The following is a 16,133-nucleotide window of genomic DNA, read 5'->3' as shown; positions in this document are numbered from 1 at the left end:
ATCGACAGGCGGCTGCGTCCACTTCGCACGCCCCCACCGCATCCCGCGAGGTCAGACCGCCAATGGCGGCTGCCGTACTAGACAGCCGGCGGACAGCCGGCGGACATGCCGGCGGACAGCCGGCGGCCGGCCGGGATTCTGTGTGGATCGGACCGGGGGGTAGCTGCCCGCGACCTGTCACGATGGTGCGCCTGGTGGCGACGGTGGTTCGGCTGGATGTGCTCGAGCGCGAATGGCGTCGGAGATGGCGACCCCGGCGAGGACTGCGGTGGCGGCGAGGGCGACCAGCAGTGGCGGCAGGAGGAGCATCGCCGGTGTCAGGGCGGCCAGCACGACCAGGCCGATCGGCCGATCCCGGGATACGCGGGCGAAGACCGCGTACTCGAAGCCGGCACGCCCGGCGAGGAAGAGTGCGGGTCCGCCGAGGATGACGGCGATCCAGGCCGGTTGCGTATGTCCGAACGGGTGGGTGATGACGAGTTCGTCGCCGACGGCGGTGACGACGATGCCGGCCACCATGACCAGGTGGGCGTATGACGTCGATCCGGCAAGGCGGGCCGGGTCGGGGGCCGCTTTGATGGCTGCGGCCGCCAGTTCCCCGGCGCGGTAGATGTAGATCCGCCACAGCAGCACGGTGGTGGCGATCGTCACGAGGAACGCAGCGGTCCGGTCGGGCGTGAAGGCGGTGCCGCGAAGCGCCAGTCCGGTGACCAGGATCAACTCGCCGAGCGCGATGATGTAGAACTGCCGGTAGCGCTCGGACAGGTGTTCGGCCACGGTCGGTAAATCCGACGGGGGCGTGCGGCCGATCCCCGGCGTGGGGTAGTAAAGCGCGTATGCGGCGTAGTCCATGGCCACCGCGAGTGTCCACAGCGCCACACGCGCCGTGCCATGCGAGAGCGCCCCGGCGATCCACGGCACCGCGGCCACGCCGTACCAGAAGAGTATCCGCCCGGAGGTGCGCCGCGGTGCGTGGCCCCGCAGGGCGATCACAAGGGAGATGTTGGTGCCGATGAATATTGCGACGAATACCCCTGCGAAGACCAGGCCTTGCCTGCCGAACGCGTCGGGCAGCGCGATCGCGATCACCAGGCTGCCCACCAAAGTCGCGATGACCAGCAGCTGTATCGCCGGTCGTTGCGGGTCGAACCTGTCGGTTATCCACGCCGTGTTGAACCAGACCCGCCACACTGTCAGTAGCAGCAACAGCGTCTGGAAGGCGCCGCTCCAGGTGAGATCCTGGATCAGCGCGTGCGAGAGTTGGGTGAGCGCGAAGACAAACGCCAGGTCGAAGAACAGCTCCAGGAACGTTGCCATCTGCGGATCCCCATGCATGCGCAGCAGCTCGCCCGCCCGGCTCGTCGTCATCGGCTCGCCCGTTCTGTCGGCTTCGTGACAGCGTTGAAGCAGTCGTACCACGCTGCCGCGCCTCCCGGTGCCGACAAGACGATGCCCAGGGTTCTCGCAACGAGTGACGAGCTGACGCGGCGTGGCGGGTGGGCCAAGCAGTTTGGGTGAGTCTGAATCGAGAGTCATGCCCGCTCAGGGCCCCGGTAAAGTCGTCAGGTGATGCCGAGTAGGGCCAGGGGCCGGGTGCTGTCGCGGGCGTGATGTCGGTTGGCGGCGGCGATGTTGGCGATTCCGGCGGTGCGGAGGGCGCCGATGGCGGCGTTGCGTAGGGCGGCCATGACCTCGGGCCCGGTTCCGGTGCGAATCTGGCAGCGGTCTTCGTCGTAGGTGACGTCCCGCACCCAGTGGATCTTGTTTTCGATGGACCAGTGGTCGCGAATCCACGTGGCCAGTTGCGCCGGTTTCGCTTGGTGCACGCGCAGGTCGGTGATGGCGTAGACGGTCTCGGTGGTGAAGCGTTTCGGCTGGTCCAGGCGACGTCTGCGGCGGCGGATCTGCAGTGCTTGGGCGGCGTGTGGGAAGTCGATGCCGGTGGAGAGGGTCAGGACCTTCAAGGTGCGGATCTCGCGGCGGCCGTGCCCGCGGTCGGTGTCGCGGGTGGCGTCCGGGACGGCCCGCCAGGGCAGGCCAGCGAGCTGGCTGTGCAGGCTCGGCTGGTTGCCCTTGACGGTCAGGATCCAGTGCGCGCCGCGTTCGGCGAGGTAGTCGACGTGCTCACGCTGGCAGTGCAACGCGTCGGCGGTGATCACGGTGTCGCGCAGGTCGCCGATCTGGTCGAGCAGCGGCTGGAACCGGGTGATCTCATTGGTCTTGCCGTCGACGTCGGTACTGGCCAGGATCACGCCGACCGCCTGATCGCAGGCGGCCATCACATGCCGGGCCGCGGCGTCGGTGGTGCGCGAGCCGCGTAGGGTTTTGCCGTCGACCGCGATCGCTCGCCGGGACGTCGACGTGCCGGCAGCAGCCCGGCCGGTAAGCCAGACGCTGACCGCCGCGGTCAGTAGCTGCGGGTCTATGGCCTGCAACAGCCGACGGATCATCGCCTCGGACGGGCGTCGGTCCGGGGCCATGCCCAGCGCGAGCGCGGTCGCCGCCGGCACGTCGGCGATCCACTCAGCGATCGCGGTGTACGACCGGTTGCCTGCCACCACCGCACACACCGCAGCGCTCACCACGACCGTCAGCCGGTGCCGGACGCCTCGCCGGGCCCGCGGGTCAGGCAGATCGGCCAGCGCTGCGAGCAGTCCGCCAGCGGCTTCGGACACGGCCAGTGCCGGTGCACGCGACACCGACGAGATCAGCGATGATAGCAGGGCGGGCATGACTCACTTCGGCGATCAACACGGCGTAGGAACCTTGATGATCTTCTGAATGGGTCATGCCCGTCTTGCTGCCATCAACAGCGGCGCTTCTGCTCCAGTCCACTCAAGTCGGACACCGCCACGACTTTGCCGGGGCCCTGCCTCGGTGGCGTACGCCCAGCTGACCGGCAGGATGCGACCGGAGGGGGTACATCCCTCCGGAGGCGGTACAGAAGTCAGGTGCAGGGACTATCTCGCTAACGGTATTTCCGGCGGTCTTCTAGTAGGTATCAGCGCCGGGAAGCGGTCGCTGAGGTGATGGCGAAGGCGTTCGACGAGGGTTTCCAGCGCATCGTCCCATCGGGTCCGGCCGGTTCCGGTCCGGTCAGGGATGTGAGGATCGATCGCGATGCCGACGGGGGCGTGTGCTACGGGCAGGGCGGAGGGCACGAATTCTCCTTGCGGGGCCGGGAAAGGGCATCCGGCGAGGACGGCGGACCAACCTCGGGCGAGACAGAGTCTCTCGAGCCACTCTCGCCCTCGGTTGTGACCGAGGCGCAGGCCGTTAGATGGCCAGCCCGTGGGTGCAAGTGTCTCTCGAGCGACCCCGACCAGAACCTCGAAGATCATGGCTGCAGACCCTGATCTCCGGCACTACTCCGACAAGTTGGAGACCTCTCTGCTGCCAACGCCTTGACACCGTGAGGTGCCGTTAGTCCACACTCCGGGTGGAGGCAGGGGCGGCAGTGGTGCGAGCAGGCGGGCGACGCGGCCAAGCTGCCGCTGAGGTGATTGCCCCCGCATTTAGCGCCAGCGGGCAATGTGCAGGCCGTCGTTGGTGCCCCCGCGGGCGTCGAGGTAGTCGCTGAAGCCTGCCCGCTTTACCTGCCCGGGCTTCTGATTTGCATGCCGCCCGGGGATTGGGGGCCCTAACCAGCAGCCCCGGAGGCCGGGCGGTATGCCTTCCGGCGCTGACGTCTCCGGCCGACAGGGTGCGGTGGTTGGCGTCGCGACGGCTGACCGCGACGCCAACCACCCGGCTGACCCGTCAGCTGTTCGCGTCCGCCGGCACCTGCACTGCGCCGGGCGACGCGGTCGCGCGGCGCGGGTGGACGCCGAGTGCCAGACCGCCGAGCCCGGCGACCATCAGCGCACTGACCACAATCTTGAGGGGGACCCCGGCGCCGGCGATGTCGAGCAGCTGCCCGCCGGTGAGTGCGAGGGGAACCCACAGCGGCACCAGACGGGCGCGCCACGCCCCGAAGGCCAGCACCAGGAGGCCGATCAGCCAGCCCAGCAGCCACGTGGCGAACGAGGCCATCACGAACGGGTCCTTGTCGAGGGCGTCGAGGACGGGCCGGGCGGCGTCCGCGTCAACCCCGTCGGCGGCGAGAGCCCCGAACAGGGCGTTGTAGTGCCAGAGGTGGACCGTGGAGAAGTAGAGGCCGAGCAGGGCGACGGCGCCGCCGATGCTGGCGGCGAGGGGCTTGCGGCGGCCGAGCACCACGGCCAGCCCCGCCATCGCCGGCAGTAGCAGCAGGTGGGCCAGTGCGAACAGGACCGTCTCCAGCCGCCAGGCGCCCAGGTCACCGGCGGCCACCGCCACGTTCCCGGCGCTCTCGGATACGTCGTCGGGGAACATCACCCAGTAGAAGGCGTTCCCGACGCCGTAGACGACGCCACCCCCCGCCAGCGCGATCGCGGTGAGCCTCTGGCCGTAGCGTCGCCCGGTGCTGTCATCCATCACAATCTCCCTTCGGTCAGCGGTGCGAGTGACGCTAGGACCCGGATCCGGGCGTGTCGTCGGCCGGGAAGTGGAGCCACGGGTGGAGTAGTGGCCGTCCCTCCTACACCCGTGGGTGGACGCCCGGCCAGCACCCCTGCCGATAACCTTCCGTCCATGTCAGCTCTTCCGGCCCGGGTCCGCTGGCCGGGTCTCGCGGCCGTCGTCGCCGGCGTCGCGCTGTTCCTGTTCGGCCTGGCCGAGCTCTACGTCCCCCTAGCCGGGTACGTCGAAGGCGAAGGACCGGACCTCGCGGCGCTGTCCGGCGGCTGGCTGGCCGTGCTCACCGTCCTGCTGGTCGGTTACGGCCTCGCGGTGGCGGGATGCACCTCGTTCCCGCGGGTGGCCGCGGTGCTCGCCGGTGTCTGCTTCACCGCGCAGAGCTTCACGCCGGTGCTCCCGGAGTGGCCGGTCGTGCCGCTGTTGGCGCTGCTCGCCGCATGTTTCGGCTGCGTCGCTGTCGGTGGCCGCGCCGCCCCGACGGTTGCGGTGGTCAGCTACTTCGCCTCGCTCGGCGTCGAGAACACCGTTGCCGGCGATGACGACTGGGTGTTCATCGTCTTCGTCGCGCTCGCGGTGCTGGGGCCCGGCTACGCCGTCCGGATGCGACGGGCGCAGTCAGCCCGCCTGGTCGCGCTCGCCGCGGAGCGGGAAGCCGCCGCTCGGATCGACGAGCGGCTGCGGGTGGCCCGGGAGCTGCATGACATTGTCTCCCACGGCGTCTCGGTGATGGTCCTGCAGGCCGGCGCGGCGCAGGCCGTGCTCGCCTCGGACGTGGCCGGGGCGCACGAGTCGCTGGATGCCGTGCAGGAGGTCGGGCGCGAGGTGGTCACCGAGCTGCGCCGCCTGCTCGTCATTCTCCGTGGCGTGGAGGGCGCCCCGGAGGGGCTGCCCTCGCTGCGTCGGGTCGATCCGTTGTTGGCTGCGGTGCGGGCCGCTGGCGGGCGGGTTGAGCTGACCGTCAGCGGAGATGTCACCGCTGTGCCCGTGGCCGCGGACGTCAGTGGTTACCGCGTTCTGCAGGAGGCGTTGACGAATGCCGCGCGGCACGCCCCGGGGTCGACCGTCGTCGTGTCGATCGAGGTGAGCGGCACCGGCCTGCGGCTGCGCGTCGTCGACGATGGCCCCGGTCCTGCCCGCCGGAGTGACGGCATCGGTCACGGTTTGACCGGCATCCGCGAACGGGCGGAGCTGTTCGGCGGCACGATCAGCGCCGGGCCCGGCGAGCACGGCGGCTTCGAGCTCCGCGTCGAGCTGCCCTTCGATCCCGAGGCCACCGCGGCGACGCTGTCTGCGGCGGGTACGAAACCATGACCCGGGTCCTCATCGCAGATGACGAAGCGCTGGTGCGCGGCGGGCTCCGGATGATCCTCGGTGCTCAGTCCGACATCACCGTGGTCGCCGACGCGGCGGACGGCGAGGAAGCGGTGCGGCTCGCGGCGCGGTTCGAGCCCGAGGTCGTGCTGATGGACATCCATATGCCACGGCTGGACGGGATAGCGGCGACCGAACGAATCCTGGCCGCGCACGCGGACGTACGGATCATCATGCTCACCACCTTCGACCTCGACGAGTACGTCTATCGAGCGCTGCGCGCCGGTGCATCCGGGTTCCTGCTCAAGACCACACCACCGAAGGATCTCGCCCAGGCGTTGAAGACGGCAGCCCGCGGCGACGCTCTGCTGTCCCCGTCCATCACCCGTCGCCTGATCGACCACTACACCGCGACGGCGCCGCCAGCCAGCAGCCCCGGCCTGGCGGAGCTGACTGTCCGGGAGACAGAGGTGTTGCGGTTGATGGCGCTCGGGCTTCCCAACGGGGAGATCGCCCGCCAGCTCTTCGTCGCCGAAGCCACGGTCAAGACGCACGTCAACCGGATCTTCACCAAACTCGGCGTGCGTGATCGGGTGCAGGCGGTGGTACTGGCGTACCAGTGCGGCGTGGCGCAGCTGAGGCGGTAGGCGGTCAGCCGAGCAGCGGCCGGAAGGTGCTGAAAAGAATGCTGACGATCAGCCCGCGCCGGCCAGCAGCGTCGCCCCGCCCGGCCGCCGACACGACGGTCCAGGACGGCAGCGCGAGCAACAAATCTTGGTCGCTTGCCGGCAGACGCTCGTGGTGTCCCTATTCGATCATTTCTTCGCGCGTGGGTAGAACCGCGGTGACGAGTGCCATGACGATCACCCAACCTAGGAGTGCAAAGGCGAGTGGCTTGGCTTCTAGCTCTTCTGCGCGAGGACGCATAGCAACTGCCACTGCCGTTACGGCGACGGCCGTGGCAAGGATCGCTGCGACTGTCCACCACTTGTGCGACCAGCCCTGTAGCAGGAGTCCGGACAGTGCGCCGACGAGCAGCAGCAACCCGACAGCCGGCTTGTGGGTTCCAAGGGCTGGCAGGTACTCGATCGCCGTGTTGCACAAGTGGCGGAGGCTGGCAGAGACGGTGAGCCCGAGCCCGATCGCTACCAGGAGCCAGCCGAGCATGCGGGCGGAAGCTCGTCTCCTGCGCGGCCCCTTGAGGCGTAACGGCCACTTCGACACGACGACCGCGATGGCGATGAGAGCGGCCGAGCAGGCGATGGCTTCCGGCCATGAGGTCAGGGCGCGATGCGGGCCGGCCCGCGTCCTGCTGACAGGTTGGGAAGCGACGAGGAGGCAGAAGCCCAGCACCGCGAATGCGACGCTCATCGCCCAGCCTATACACGCCCGGAGTCGAGCTCTTCGCCACAGTGGTTCGGCGGACGCCGCCCAGTCCTCCCCCCACTGGCAGGCCTCATGGCGAAGTCGTCGCCACGCGATCCAGGCCGAGAGTTGCCAGCTGAACACGATGGCGGCGACGGCGAGCGCCGTTCCACCAGCGACGAGTGTTGGCGTGAGTCCGAGGGGGGAACTGCCGTCGGAGGCCGGGCCAGTTACGGCGGCGGCGGCCAGGAGCAGCAGAACGGCTGTCGCGGTGGCACGCAGCGGATCGGCGGCGAGTGGCAGGAGCACCCACAGCGGCCGTCCGGCGAGCATGAGCACTCGCACCAGGGCCGTGTGCCGGGTCCACGTCGACGGCCAGAACGCGCGGTAGAGCAGCTGGGTCAGGCGGCTGGCGAGGCCGAATCGGTAGGCGGGGCGTAGGTCCTTGACGGTTTCGCTGCCGGCTACAAAGCTCTCGGCTCGCTGGCGTGCCGTTGGGGTTGATACACCGTTCGCCGGATCCGCGTCGGTGAGCAGCCAGTACTGCAACCACGCCTGTGCGCCCCGCTTCAGGCAGTCGAGCTGCTGGCGGGAGACAGGTACGCCTTTAACGGGGCGCGGAGGGATGGTGGCGTACACCGGGGTAAGCATTGCTCGCCACTCACTGAGAGACAGCTCTGGCGGCGATTCTTCTACGTAGCGGTTCCATGCCTGTTGCAGCGCTTCGAAGTTGTTCCGGAGGTTCGCGTCGTCCAGCAGCATGTCGACGATGCCGCCGGTCGCGTCGAGTTGTCCCCAAGCCCAATCATTCGTCCGCCAACGACTGGCGATGAAGCCCCCAAAGTTGCGGGCGGTGTTGCCGGCGAGTTTGGATTTGGAACTGAGCAGTTGGGTGGTGGGATCGCCCGGATGCCCGTGTAGCCGGGCTAATAGGCGCGTTTCCCGCTCCGCCTGGATGAGCTTGGTGAACAGTGGTTCGATCGGCGTCGGCTGGTTCCCGGTCACCTGGTGGAAGCGGATGGTAGAGGTGGTGCCGGGGACGCCACCGGCGGCCGCGAACACGGTGTGCAGTTTCGTGATCTTGACGGATTGCGGTGGGCTGTGGTGCAGCACTCGGAAAAGGGAATCGTCCCAGTGCTTCTGCTCAGCCGGTCCGACACCGGCGCGGTAGCCTGCATAGGCTATTGAAGCGCCGCACTCCTGGATTTTCCGGCGTATGTTCTCCAGGCAACACCACAGGTCGTTGAGTAGGCGCCAGTCACCCGTGGTTTCCGGCGAATCGATGACCACGCCCCGGACCGGGTAGCGCTCCGCGAGCCGGCGGTAGAAGTCGACTTCATCCACGCTTGTCTCGACGTTGAGGGCTTCCGTCAGACGCTCCCCTAAGGGGGCCAGCGCGTGTTGGTAATTCAGGCTGCGCCGAACGGCCGTGGCGAGGTCGGGCGGTTCGGATCGCTGCCTGGTTGGGCCCTGAAAGTCGCGCAGAAACTCGGCATCGGCCAGATCGCGTATCCGGACGGCGATCCGCAGCAGTCGATAGAGGGGGCATTTGAGCCGGGAGACGTCCTGCGGCTCGTGGAAGTCGGACCGGAGTTGCTTTGCCTCTAGTTCCCGTATCCACGCGATGAGGAGGGTGGCCGTGTCATTGATCGCGTGAATATCGCGCGACAGTTTGGGACAGACATCGCGGTCGTAGTAGACCATGGCCAGCATGTTCTCGACGGTGAGGGCTTCGGGTTCGCTCAGCACCTCATACGGACCGGACAAAGGCGTACGACCGATGGTTGCCTGGGCCGGCCGGGTCAGCAGTTGCGTGATGCGCGGGGTGTCGGTGGCAAGCCGGTAGGTGGCATACGCCTTGTCATCGAGTTGAGCGTCGCTCAGCCTCCTCTTCCGGCTGAGCTGCCTTGCCAAGGCCTCCTGCCGGCCGCGTGCCGCCAACGCCCGGTCATTGTGCTCCCGGATGAGGCCAAGTTCGTCGTCTACGGTCTCCGACCGTTGTTTCATAGCCATGGCTCGCTGGATGGTTTTCAACCAGCGCAGGGCGCTGCGCGAGTCCGAGGTCCGCGCGTGGACCGGTACCGCCGTGGGTGGATCGGGGTCGAGGTAGATGAGCCGGCGCTCGGTAGGTGACGATGACCGGGCGATGTTGATGGCCCGTAACGCCCGGTCGATCGGGATGTTGTCGAAGATGCCGCCGTCGATGACGTGGAACGGGCGGGCCGCCGGCCCGTGTAGCGGGGTGCCGGCCGGCCGGGTTCCCGAGAAGGTTCCGGACATCTCCGGGACCTTCTTGGCGTCGGTCCCTTCGGCGTATGCCGTGGAACGGCCAGCGACGGCGTGAATCGAGGCGGGCTCGAACGCGCCCGGGAACGACGAGGTCGAGCGCGCGGCCAGTGCCAGCCGGTCGAGTCGGAACTGCACGGGCGGCGGTAGCTCGCCGGTGTAACTGGCGACGTCCGACGGCCCGGGGAGATCGGTGAAACCCGATTCGAGGGGGGCCTGCCGGCGCACGAAGTGGAAATGGGCCCGTCCCTCCCGCAGCGCCCGCTCGACCACGTCCCCATCCGGAAGGAGGGTCGCGGAGAGGTCGATCGTCACCTCCTCGGCCGCTACATTCGGATCACCACGCCGGACGAGGCTGCTCAACTCTTCGCGGATCTCCTGGTAGAAGTACGAGTCGCCGCTGAGTAGCGATGGCACGCGCCCCATGGGCAGCGTGGGGCGTAACATTTTCCAAATGCCACCAGCGTCACGCCAGACCGCCTCCATGCTGTCCATCGTGGCGCCGACGCTCTGCGCGACGCCGTAGATGACGGCGTTCAGGCCGCCGGCGCTGGCGCCAGCCAGGATGTCGACCTCGACCTGGCTGTAGTTGGCGAGCGTGAGCAGATCGCCGTAAATCTCAGCCCGCTTCGTCTGGCCGAGACGCGTGCCCGTCCGCTCCGGGCGGCGCAGCGTCGCCCTGCCGTCGTTCTCGAGCCGCACCCGCCGCAGAACATCTATCTCGCTAATCGCTCCGCCAATCCACACGGCGAGGCTCACGCCGCCGCGCAGGGCGAGCGCGATCCGCAACGTGCGGCGCGGCTGGCCGCCCTCGCCGGCGGATCCGATCACTGACCCTGGTCTCTCTGAGCCCACGACCATGCCGTCCCGTCCAGCGAGCGTGCCACCTGCCTGTATGCCCTGTCCCAGCTCCGATACTGTCACGGGCGGACGGTGCTGCAGTGCCGTTCGGCGCAGGTAGCCCTACCGCATCACAACCGTCGCGCCCGCTCGCCGTCTTCCTCTTTCGCGTCGCAGTTGCCGGTGGCCCTCGGCCCGGCATGTTCCGGACCCATGCCGCGCCGCAGCCGGTGGCCCGGGACTTTGCGTCGGAGACGGCGAAGAAGATCACCATAGGCGCTCGCCGCGCGAGACCTCGTCGCGACGATCGAGCCCGCCGCAGGGAACCGCGTCAGCCGACCCAGCTGAAGCGACGTTCCGGCCGGCCCGCCGCGCCGTAGCGCAGTGTGACCTCGGCCCGCGGCTCGGGCTCGGCGGGAGGCGGTCCGCGGCCAGGCTGCGGCGATGTTCGAGCAGTCCCAGCCGACCGCGGTGATCGCCGTGCATTTGCGGGTCACCGCGATGTCGGTGCGGGACTGGCGGCGCATGATGGGCTGCCGGTGGGGCGGCAGCGTGGGCCTCGTCGGCAACCGGCGGCGCGGACTGCCGACTCTCCGCTGAGCAGCGCGATCAGCTCGCTGCTGTCCTGGACGAGGGACCGGTCGTGCATGGTTGGGACGACGCCCGCTGGACCTTGGCTCGGGTTGCGGAGCTGATCGAGCGGCGCTTCGACGTCACCTACACCCTGCGCGGGGTGTGCTATCTGCTGCACCGGATGGGCTACAGACTGCAGGTTCCTGCCCGGCGGCGCGACGAGCGGGCGATCACCACCTGGCACCGCAGGCGCTGGCCGGGGGCAAAAAGGCTAGCGGCGGCGCGGGGCGCGTGGATTTGCTTCCAAGACGAGGCAGGTCAGACTCTGCGACCGCCGCGAAGCAAGACCTCGGCACGGCGTGGGCGAACGCCGGTGGTCACGGTGTCGGGCAAGGGCTCCGGCCGGATCTCGATCGCCGAGCTGGTCTGCCTCAAACCCGGACACCGTGGGCGGCTGATGTGGCGCACCCGGCTGCACCGCGGCCGGCCCGGCGAGCGGGGCAGTTTCAGCGAGGACGATTACATCGCCTTCCTCGACCAGGCCCACCAGCGGTTGCAGGCGCCGATCGTGGTGGTCTGGGACAACCTCAACACCCACGTCAGCGTGCGAATGCGGACTCTGATCGCCGCCCGGCACTGGTTGACCGTGATACGACTACGGCCTACGCACCCGACCTGAACCCGACCGAGGGCGTCTGGTCCTGGCGGGTGAAAACGTTCGCGGCGGCAGCCAGCGGGACCAGCGCTGCCGCCGCCATCAGCAGCGCCACGTAGGGCGGCGCCAGCGCACCGGCGGCTGCGCCGACCAATGCCAAGGCTGCGCTGCCGAGCAGCCACAATCGCGGGCTGGTCCTCGGCCCCGCCCAGAGGTACCGGCCTTGGGCGAGCACGAAACATATCGGCCCGCCGAACAACAGCAGGCTCAGTACGGCGGACGGCTGGCCGTGCGGGTGTGCGATGACCATCTCGTTGGCCACCGCCACCGCGATGAGTCCGGCCACTATCACCGTCAGGACGTTGCCGGCCATCCTGGTGGCGCGGACCGGGTCGCGGGTGGCCTCGACGTGTCGCAGGACCAGGCGGCCCACCCTTCCAAAGGCGATCAACCACAGCGCCACCGTGCCGAACAGCGTGGCCGCACCGGTCGCCACGGTCATCATCGTCATCGGGACCGCGGCGATGGCCAACCCGCTGGACAAGACCGTCTCGCCCAAGGCGAGGATCAGAAACAACCGGCATCGCTCCAACATGTGCCAGCCCTCGGCAAACCCGACGTTCTCCGAGCGGAGCCCTGCGTCCGGGCACCGGGTGTCCGAGCCAGGTGCCGAGCAAATCAAGCGCTGCGGCCGCAGCCCACCAGATCAAGCGGTGCTCGGGGCCCACTGCGGCGCCGGCCATCCAGAGGGGCGGCGGGCAGGGGCCGGCCGAGTCCGTCCGCGACTTGGGCGGACTCGGCCGGCGCTGTGTCAGCTGACGAGCTGGTAGCCGGCCTGCTCGACCGCGCGGCGCACGGCGGCGGTTCCCAGAGCGGCGTCGCTGGTGACGGTGACCGCGCCGTCGGACACATTGACCTCAACGCCGGTGACGCCGCGCAACCCGCTGATGTGCCGGCTCACGGACTTGGCGCAGCCGCCGCACGTCATTCCGGACACCGTGTAGGTGGTGCGGATGCCGTCCTGGGCGCTGGTGGCCGATCCGGCAGTGTCAACCGACGTGGCGCAACCGCAACTCGTTTCGCTGGTGCACATGGGCGATCTCCTCTAGCGATGTGTGGGGTGTAAGGCGGATCAGGATCGGACGAGGACGCCGATGGCATCGGAGCGAACTGACCGCAGCGCGGCCTCGGCGCCGGGGCCGCGGCCTGGGTGGCGTGGCACGCACAGCGCCGGATGCTCATCCCGGTGGACTAGAGCCTTGACGGCCGTCCGGTGCCGCGGACCCCTGCCTCGATTCGGCGTCGCTGCCGCTGGTGGTCGCCCCTTTCGTGATGCAACGTGCGCGGCCAGGATCCGCCTTTCTTGCCAAACGGAAGCTACCCCAGGGGGGTATCTGCCGCAAGGGGTGGGCCTGTCCGGTTGTCGTTGACGTGGATCACTTGACATGGCATACCCCTAGGGGGTACACCTTCTCCACTTACCCATACCCCCCAGGGGCATAAAGGAGTGGTTGTGATGTCTCACGGAACCAAGCGGTGGTGGGCCCTCGGCCTCATCGCGCTCGCCCAGTTCATGGTCATCATGGACACCTCGATCATCGGCGTCGCCCTACCTCGGATGCAGACGGATCTTGGCTTCTCACCGGAGAACCTGTCCTGGGTGTTCAACGCCTACGTGGTCGCCTTCGGCGGCCTGCTGCTGCTCGGCGGCCGGTTGTCCGACCTGTTCGGCGCCCGCCGCATGTTCACCGCCGGCTGGCTGACCCTCCTGGTCGGCTCGGCCGCCGCGGGCCTGGCCGACAACGTCGCCGTCGAGCTGGCCGCCCGCGCCGTCCAGGGCGCCGGCGCCGCCCTGATCGCACCCTCGGCGCTGACGCTGCTGATGATGCTCTTCGGCGCCGAGCCGCGGGAGCTCACCCGGGCCCTCGCCCTCTACGGAGCTGCCGCCCCGGCCGGTGGCACCGCCGGCGTCTTCCTCGGCGGCGTCATCACCGAGTACGTCAGCTGGCCCTGGGTCTTCTACATCAACATCCCGATCGCCCTGCTCGCCGTCCTCGCCACCCCGGCGCTGATGCCGGCAGGCGGCGCGCGGCGCGGCTCCCTTGACGTCGCGGGCGCCCTGACGGTCACCGCCGGTCTCGGCGCCGCCGTGTACGCCATCGTCCGCGCCCCCGAGGCCGGCTGGACCTCCGCCCAGACCTGGCTGGCCCTCGCCGGCGCGGTCGCCGCCCTGGTCGCGTTCGTCGCCATCCAGGCGGCGCGCCGTGAGCCGCTGATGCGGCTGTCCATCTTCCGCGCCCCGAACCTCGCCGCCGCGAACGTCGCTCAGCTCCTGCTCGGTGCGGCGTGGATTCCGATGTGGTTCTACCTGAACCTGTACCTGCAGCAGGTCCTCGGCTACAGCGCCTTCCCCAGCGGTGCCGCGCTGCTGCCGATGACCGTCCTCATCATGGTCGGGATGATCGCCGTCGCGCCGCGGGCCATCAACCGGTTCGGACCCAAGCCCATGGTGGTGACGGGACTCGCGGTCCTCGCCGTCGGCCTCGGGTGGCTCGCCCTGATCCGTCCCGATGGCACGTTCGTGGCGGACGTCCTGCCCGCCTCGCTCGTCGCGGCGCTGGGCATGTCGCTGGCCTTCATCCCCTCCCTCGGCACGGCGATCTCCAGCGCCCGACCCGAGGAAGGCGGACTGGCCTCCGGCATCGTCAACACCAGCTACCAGGTCGGCTCCGCCCTCGGCCTGGCCGCCATGACCGCCGTCGCCGCCTCCTACGGCGCCGACCAGCTCGGCAACCTGCCGGCTCTGACCAACGGCTACTCCGCCGCCTTCATCGGCGCCGGCATCATCGCCGCCGCCGGAGCTCTCATCGCCGCGATCACCCTGCGCACCCGCACACCCCGCCCGGAAACCACCGCCACCGAGACCGCCCGGGTCGGCTGACCTGGCTCTTCCCGCGGCGTGACCCCGCCTGATGACGTCTGCGGGGCGGCCGGCCGTCAGGGCCGACCGCCCCACAGACGAGCAAGGGGAGTAGGAGGTGCCGCATGATCGCCGACATGTGGTGAGCACTGAATACGTCCAACCACCCGAGGTCGAACTCCCGGCCGGACAGCGCCTGCAGCTCGCTCATCTCCTGCTCGTTGAATTTCGCCAGCGGCGGCTCCGGCGGCTGTGCGGTCATGTTCCCGCCTTCGACGACCCGTCGAAGCTCGGGCAGCTCAGCCTGCTGATTGCGCAACGAGCGCTCAGCCACCGCCTTTACTCCGGGCGTGGACGCTCACCGCCAGCTGGGCGAGCTCGATGCCTTCCGGCCAGCGGCCTTGTCGGACGTCGACGGGCCGGCTGGGGTCCCCGCGTCAGCCGCAGCGGCGGGCCCGACGGAGTTGTACTGCGACAATCCCCAGGGCGTACGCCTACGTTCGTGCGTCAAGATGGGATGCTCACCGGTCAGGATTGTCCGGCGGGCTTGCGCGCGGCGAGGTGTTGATGTGCGTGGCCGCTCGCTGTGCCGGTCGCCGGTTTACGCTGGTCTCGGTGCCCGCCGGTCGCGGCGACGCTCGAGTTCGTCCGCGTCCACGAAGGTGACCATGGGTGCCCCGGGCACACCCCACATCACCACGACGAACCTGCTCGTCGCATCCTCGAGATTGTTGGCGTCCTGGTAGTGAATCAGGTCTCCCCCGGGTTCCCAGAAGGCCTCACCTGCCCTGATGACCCGTTCGGGCTCGCCTTCGAGTTCGAACCTCATCTCCCCTTCGAGCATGTAGCCGAAGACGGGACCGGAGTGCCGGTGCGGCGGCAGACCGCGACCACCGGGCGGTATCTCGACTAGTGCGGTGTCCACTAACGTTCACCGGGTGTCCGGTGGTGTTGTGGATCCTCACCGTGAGGGGTGAGCGACTCCCCACCGGGTGGTGGTGGGGCGGGCCTCCGCGGGCCAACTGATCCTCGCGCCGCCCGTGGGCGGCGGGGGTCACGTCGGGACTGGCCGGCGCCGGGGAGGTGCCGGCCGGCTCGACGGTGCGTGACCACCTCCGGCAGCACAGCCGCTGCGGTGGGGGTGGTGGGTCCGCCGCCCGGGGTGCGGGTGGCGATGCTGGCAGCCGCGACGAGGTCGCGGTGCCCGGAGAATGCGCAGTGCGGGCAGGTCAAGGTCCGCCCACGAGGTTTCGGCACCCGGCGTCGGCAGACGGGGCACGTGGAGGACGTGCCGCGTTCGTCGACGAGGCGGACGGTGATGCCCGCTTGGGTGGCCTTGTCGGTGAGGATCTGGATGAGCCGGCCGATCTGCCACTGCCGCAGTCGCAGGTTGTGCCGCCGCCCGGCAGCGATGTCGAGCACACCGCGGGGGTCACCGACGTGCAGCACCCCCACCCGCTGCTGCTGGGCCCAGGTGATGACGGTTCGGGCGGCCTCGTGCTGGGCCTGGCGGACCCGCCGCCGATGCCGGCCCTCCACCAACCGGGCACGACGTCGGTAGCGCCGCCACCGGCGTGACCCCCGCTGACCCGCCTTCGGGGCCCGGTGCGAGACGGCGCGGCGGCGGGCTTTGGTGTCGGCCAGGTGCATGCGGTGCTCGGCGCGGATCGCCCGCCCCGACACCAA

13 protein-coding genes are annotated in these 16,133 nt (G+C 69.3%); 5 read left to right on the top strand and 8 right to left on the bottom strand.

From position 1 onward, the window contains the following. Window positions 1-177 precede the first annotated feature (177 nt). From ACVCAH_RS35460 to ACVCAH_RS35450, 3 genes are all read right to left on the bottom strand, one after another. The gene (locus ACVCAH_RS35460; protein ID WP_447140587.1) at window positions 178-1,317 is read right to left on the bottom strand and encodes a low temperature requirement protein A; all 1,140 of its coding nucleotides are present in this window, start codon (window positions 1,315-1,317) and stop codon (window positions 178-180) included. Window positions 1,318-1,562: 245 nt separating this feature from the next. Continuing rightward, a complete protein-coding gene (locus ACVCAH_RS35455; protein ID WP_447140586.1) occupies window positions 1,563-2,732 on the bottom strand; it encodes an ISAs1 family transposase in 1,170 nt (389 codons plus the stop codon). 1,027 nt (window positions 2,733-3,759) lie between these two features. Further along, window positions 3,760-4,455, bottom strand: a complete 696-nt coding sequence (locus ACVCAH_RS35450) for a hypothetical protein (protein WP_447140585.1) — start codon at window positions 4,453-4,455, stop codon at window positions 3,760-3,762. Window positions 4,456-4,611: 156 nt separating this feature from the next. Between ACVCAH_RS35450 and ACVCAH_RS35445 the strand changes: the two genes are divergently transcribed. Together ACVCAH_RS35445 and ACVCAH_RS35440 are read left to right on the top strand one after the other, a co-directional pair. Then, window positions 4,612-5,808 (top strand): sensor histidine kinase, encoded by a 1,197-nt coding sequence (locus ACVCAH_RS35445; RefSeq protein ID WP_447140584.1) that lies wholly within the window; start codon window positions 4,612-4,614, stop codon window positions 5,806-5,808. Further along, window positions 5,805-6,455 (top strand): response regulator, encoded by a 651-nt coding sequence (locus ACVCAH_RS35440; RefSeq protein ID WP_447140583.1) that lies wholly within the window; start codon window positions 5,805-5,807, stop codon window positions 6,453-6,455. The genes ACVCAH_RS35445 and ACVCAH_RS35440 overlap by 4 nt, the downstream gene beginning before the upstream one ends. Window positions 6,456-6,615: 160 nt before the next feature. On the opposite strand, the gene ACVCAH_RS35435 is transcribed toward ACVCAH_RS35440, so the two are convergent. Next, window positions 6,616-10,290 carry a patatin-like protein gene (locus ACVCAH_RS35435; RefSeq protein ID WP_447140582.1) on the bottom strand — a complete coding sequence of 1,225 codons (3,675 nt, stop codon included), beginning with the start codon at window positions 10,288-10,290 and terminating at the stop codon, window positions 6,616-6,618. Between the two features lie 453 nt (window positions 10,291-10,743). Between ACVCAH_RS35435 and ACVCAH_RS35430 the strand changes: the two genes are divergently transcribed. Then, on the top strand, window positions 10,744-10,899 hold the full coding sequence (locus ACVCAH_RS35430; protein WP_447140581.1) for a hypothetical protein: 156 nt from the start codon (window positions 10,744-10,746) through the stop codon (window positions 10,897-10,899). A 43-nt stretch (window positions 10,900-10,942) separates the two neighbouring features. After that, window positions 10,943-11,551: a winged helix-turn-helix domain-containing protein gene (locus tag ACVCAH_RS35425; RefSeq protein WP_447140580.1), complete on the top strand. Its 609-nt coding sequence runs from the start codon at window positions 10,943-10,945 to the stop codon at window positions 11,549-11,551. On the opposite strand, the gene ACVCAH_RS35420 is transcribed toward ACVCAH_RS35425, so the two are convergent. Together ACVCAH_RS35420 and ACVCAH_RS35415 are read right to left on the bottom strand one after the other, a co-directional pair. Further along, window positions 11,535-12,122, bottom strand: coding sequence for a low temperature requirement protein A (locus ACVCAH_RS35420; protein WP_447140579.1), 588 nt, complete (start codon window positions 12,120-12,122; stop codon window positions 11,535-11,537). The two genes, ACVCAH_RS35425 and ACVCAH_RS35420, sit on opposite strands and share 17 nt — an antisense overlap. 216 nt (window positions 12,123-12,338) lie before the next feature. Further along, window positions 12,339-12,620, bottom strand: coding sequence for a heavy-metal-associated domain-containing protein (locus ACVCAH_RS35415; protein WP_447140578.1), 282 nt, complete (start codon window positions 12,618-12,620; stop codon window positions 12,339-12,341). A gap of 423 nt (window positions 12,621-13,043) precedes the next feature. Between ACVCAH_RS35415 and ACVCAH_RS35410 the strand changes: the two genes are divergently transcribed. Next, window positions 13,044-14,468, top strand: coding sequence for an MFS transporter (locus tag ACVCAH_RS35410; RefSeq protein WP_447140577.1), 1,425 nt, complete (start codon window positions 13,044-13,046; stop codon window positions 14,466-14,468). 580 nt (window positions 14,469-15,048) lie between these two features. Here the strand turns inward: ACVCAH_RS35410 and ACVCAH_RS35405 are convergent. Together ACVCAH_RS35405 and ACVCAH_RS35400 are read right to left on the bottom strand one after the other, a co-directional pair. Next, complete coding sequence (locus tag ACVCAH_RS35405; protein ID WP_447140576.1) at window positions 15,049-15,372, bottom strand: cupin domain-containing protein; 324 nt, start codon at window positions 15,370-15,372, stop codon at window positions 15,049-15,051. Continuing rightward, a partial coding sequence (locus ACVCAH_RS35400) for a zinc ribbon domain-containing protein (RefSeq protein WP_447140575.1) occupies window positions 15,372-16,133 on the bottom strand: 762 nt, incomplete at its 5' end. The genes ACVCAH_RS35405 and ACVCAH_RS35400, both read right to left, overlap by 1 nt.

This window comes from Micromonospora sp. LZ34 (assembly GCF_052981855.1).
The sequence above is the reverse complement of the archived record's forward strand: the minus strand, read 5'-3'. Positions and strand labels throughout refer to the sequence as shown.

Coding starts and splice junctions, on each gene's coding strand:
- ACVCAH_RS35410 (WP_447140577.1), top strand. CDS start 13,044: ATGTCTCACGGAACCAAGCGGTGGTGGGCCCTCGGCCTCATCGCGCTC.
- ACVCAH_RS35460 (WP_447140587.1), bottom strand. CDS start 1,317: ATGGCAACGTTCCTGGAGCTGTTCTTCGACCTGGCGTTTGTCTTCGCG.
- ACVCAH_RS35440 (WP_447140583.1), top strand. CDS start 5,805: ATGACCCGGGTCCTCATCGCAGATGACGAAGCGCTGGTGCGCGGCGGG.
- ACVCAH_RS35420 (WP_447140579.1), bottom strand. CDS start 12,122: ATGTTGGAGCGATGCCGGTTGTTTCTGATCCTCGCCTTGGGCGAGACG.
- ACVCAH_RS35455 (WP_447140586.1), bottom strand. CDS start 2,732: ATGCCCGCCCTGCTATCATCGCTGATCTCGTCGGTGTCGCGTGCACCG.
- ACVCAH_RS35450 (WP_447140585.1), bottom strand. CDS start 4,455: ATGGATGACAGCACCGGGCGACGCTACGGCCAGAGGCTCACCGCGATC.
- ACVCAH_RS35430 (WP_447140581.1), top strand. CDS start 10,744: ATGTTCGAGCAGTCCCAGCCGACCGCGGTGATCGCCGTGCATTTGCGG.
- ACVCAH_RS35445 (WP_447140584.1), top strand. CDS start 4,612: ATGTCAGCTCTTCCGGCCCGGGTCCGCTGGCCGGGTCTCGCGGCCGTC.
- ACVCAH_RS35415 (WP_447140578.1), bottom strand. CDS start 12,620: ATGTGCACCAGCGAAACGAGTTGCGGTTGCGCCACGTCGGTTGACACT.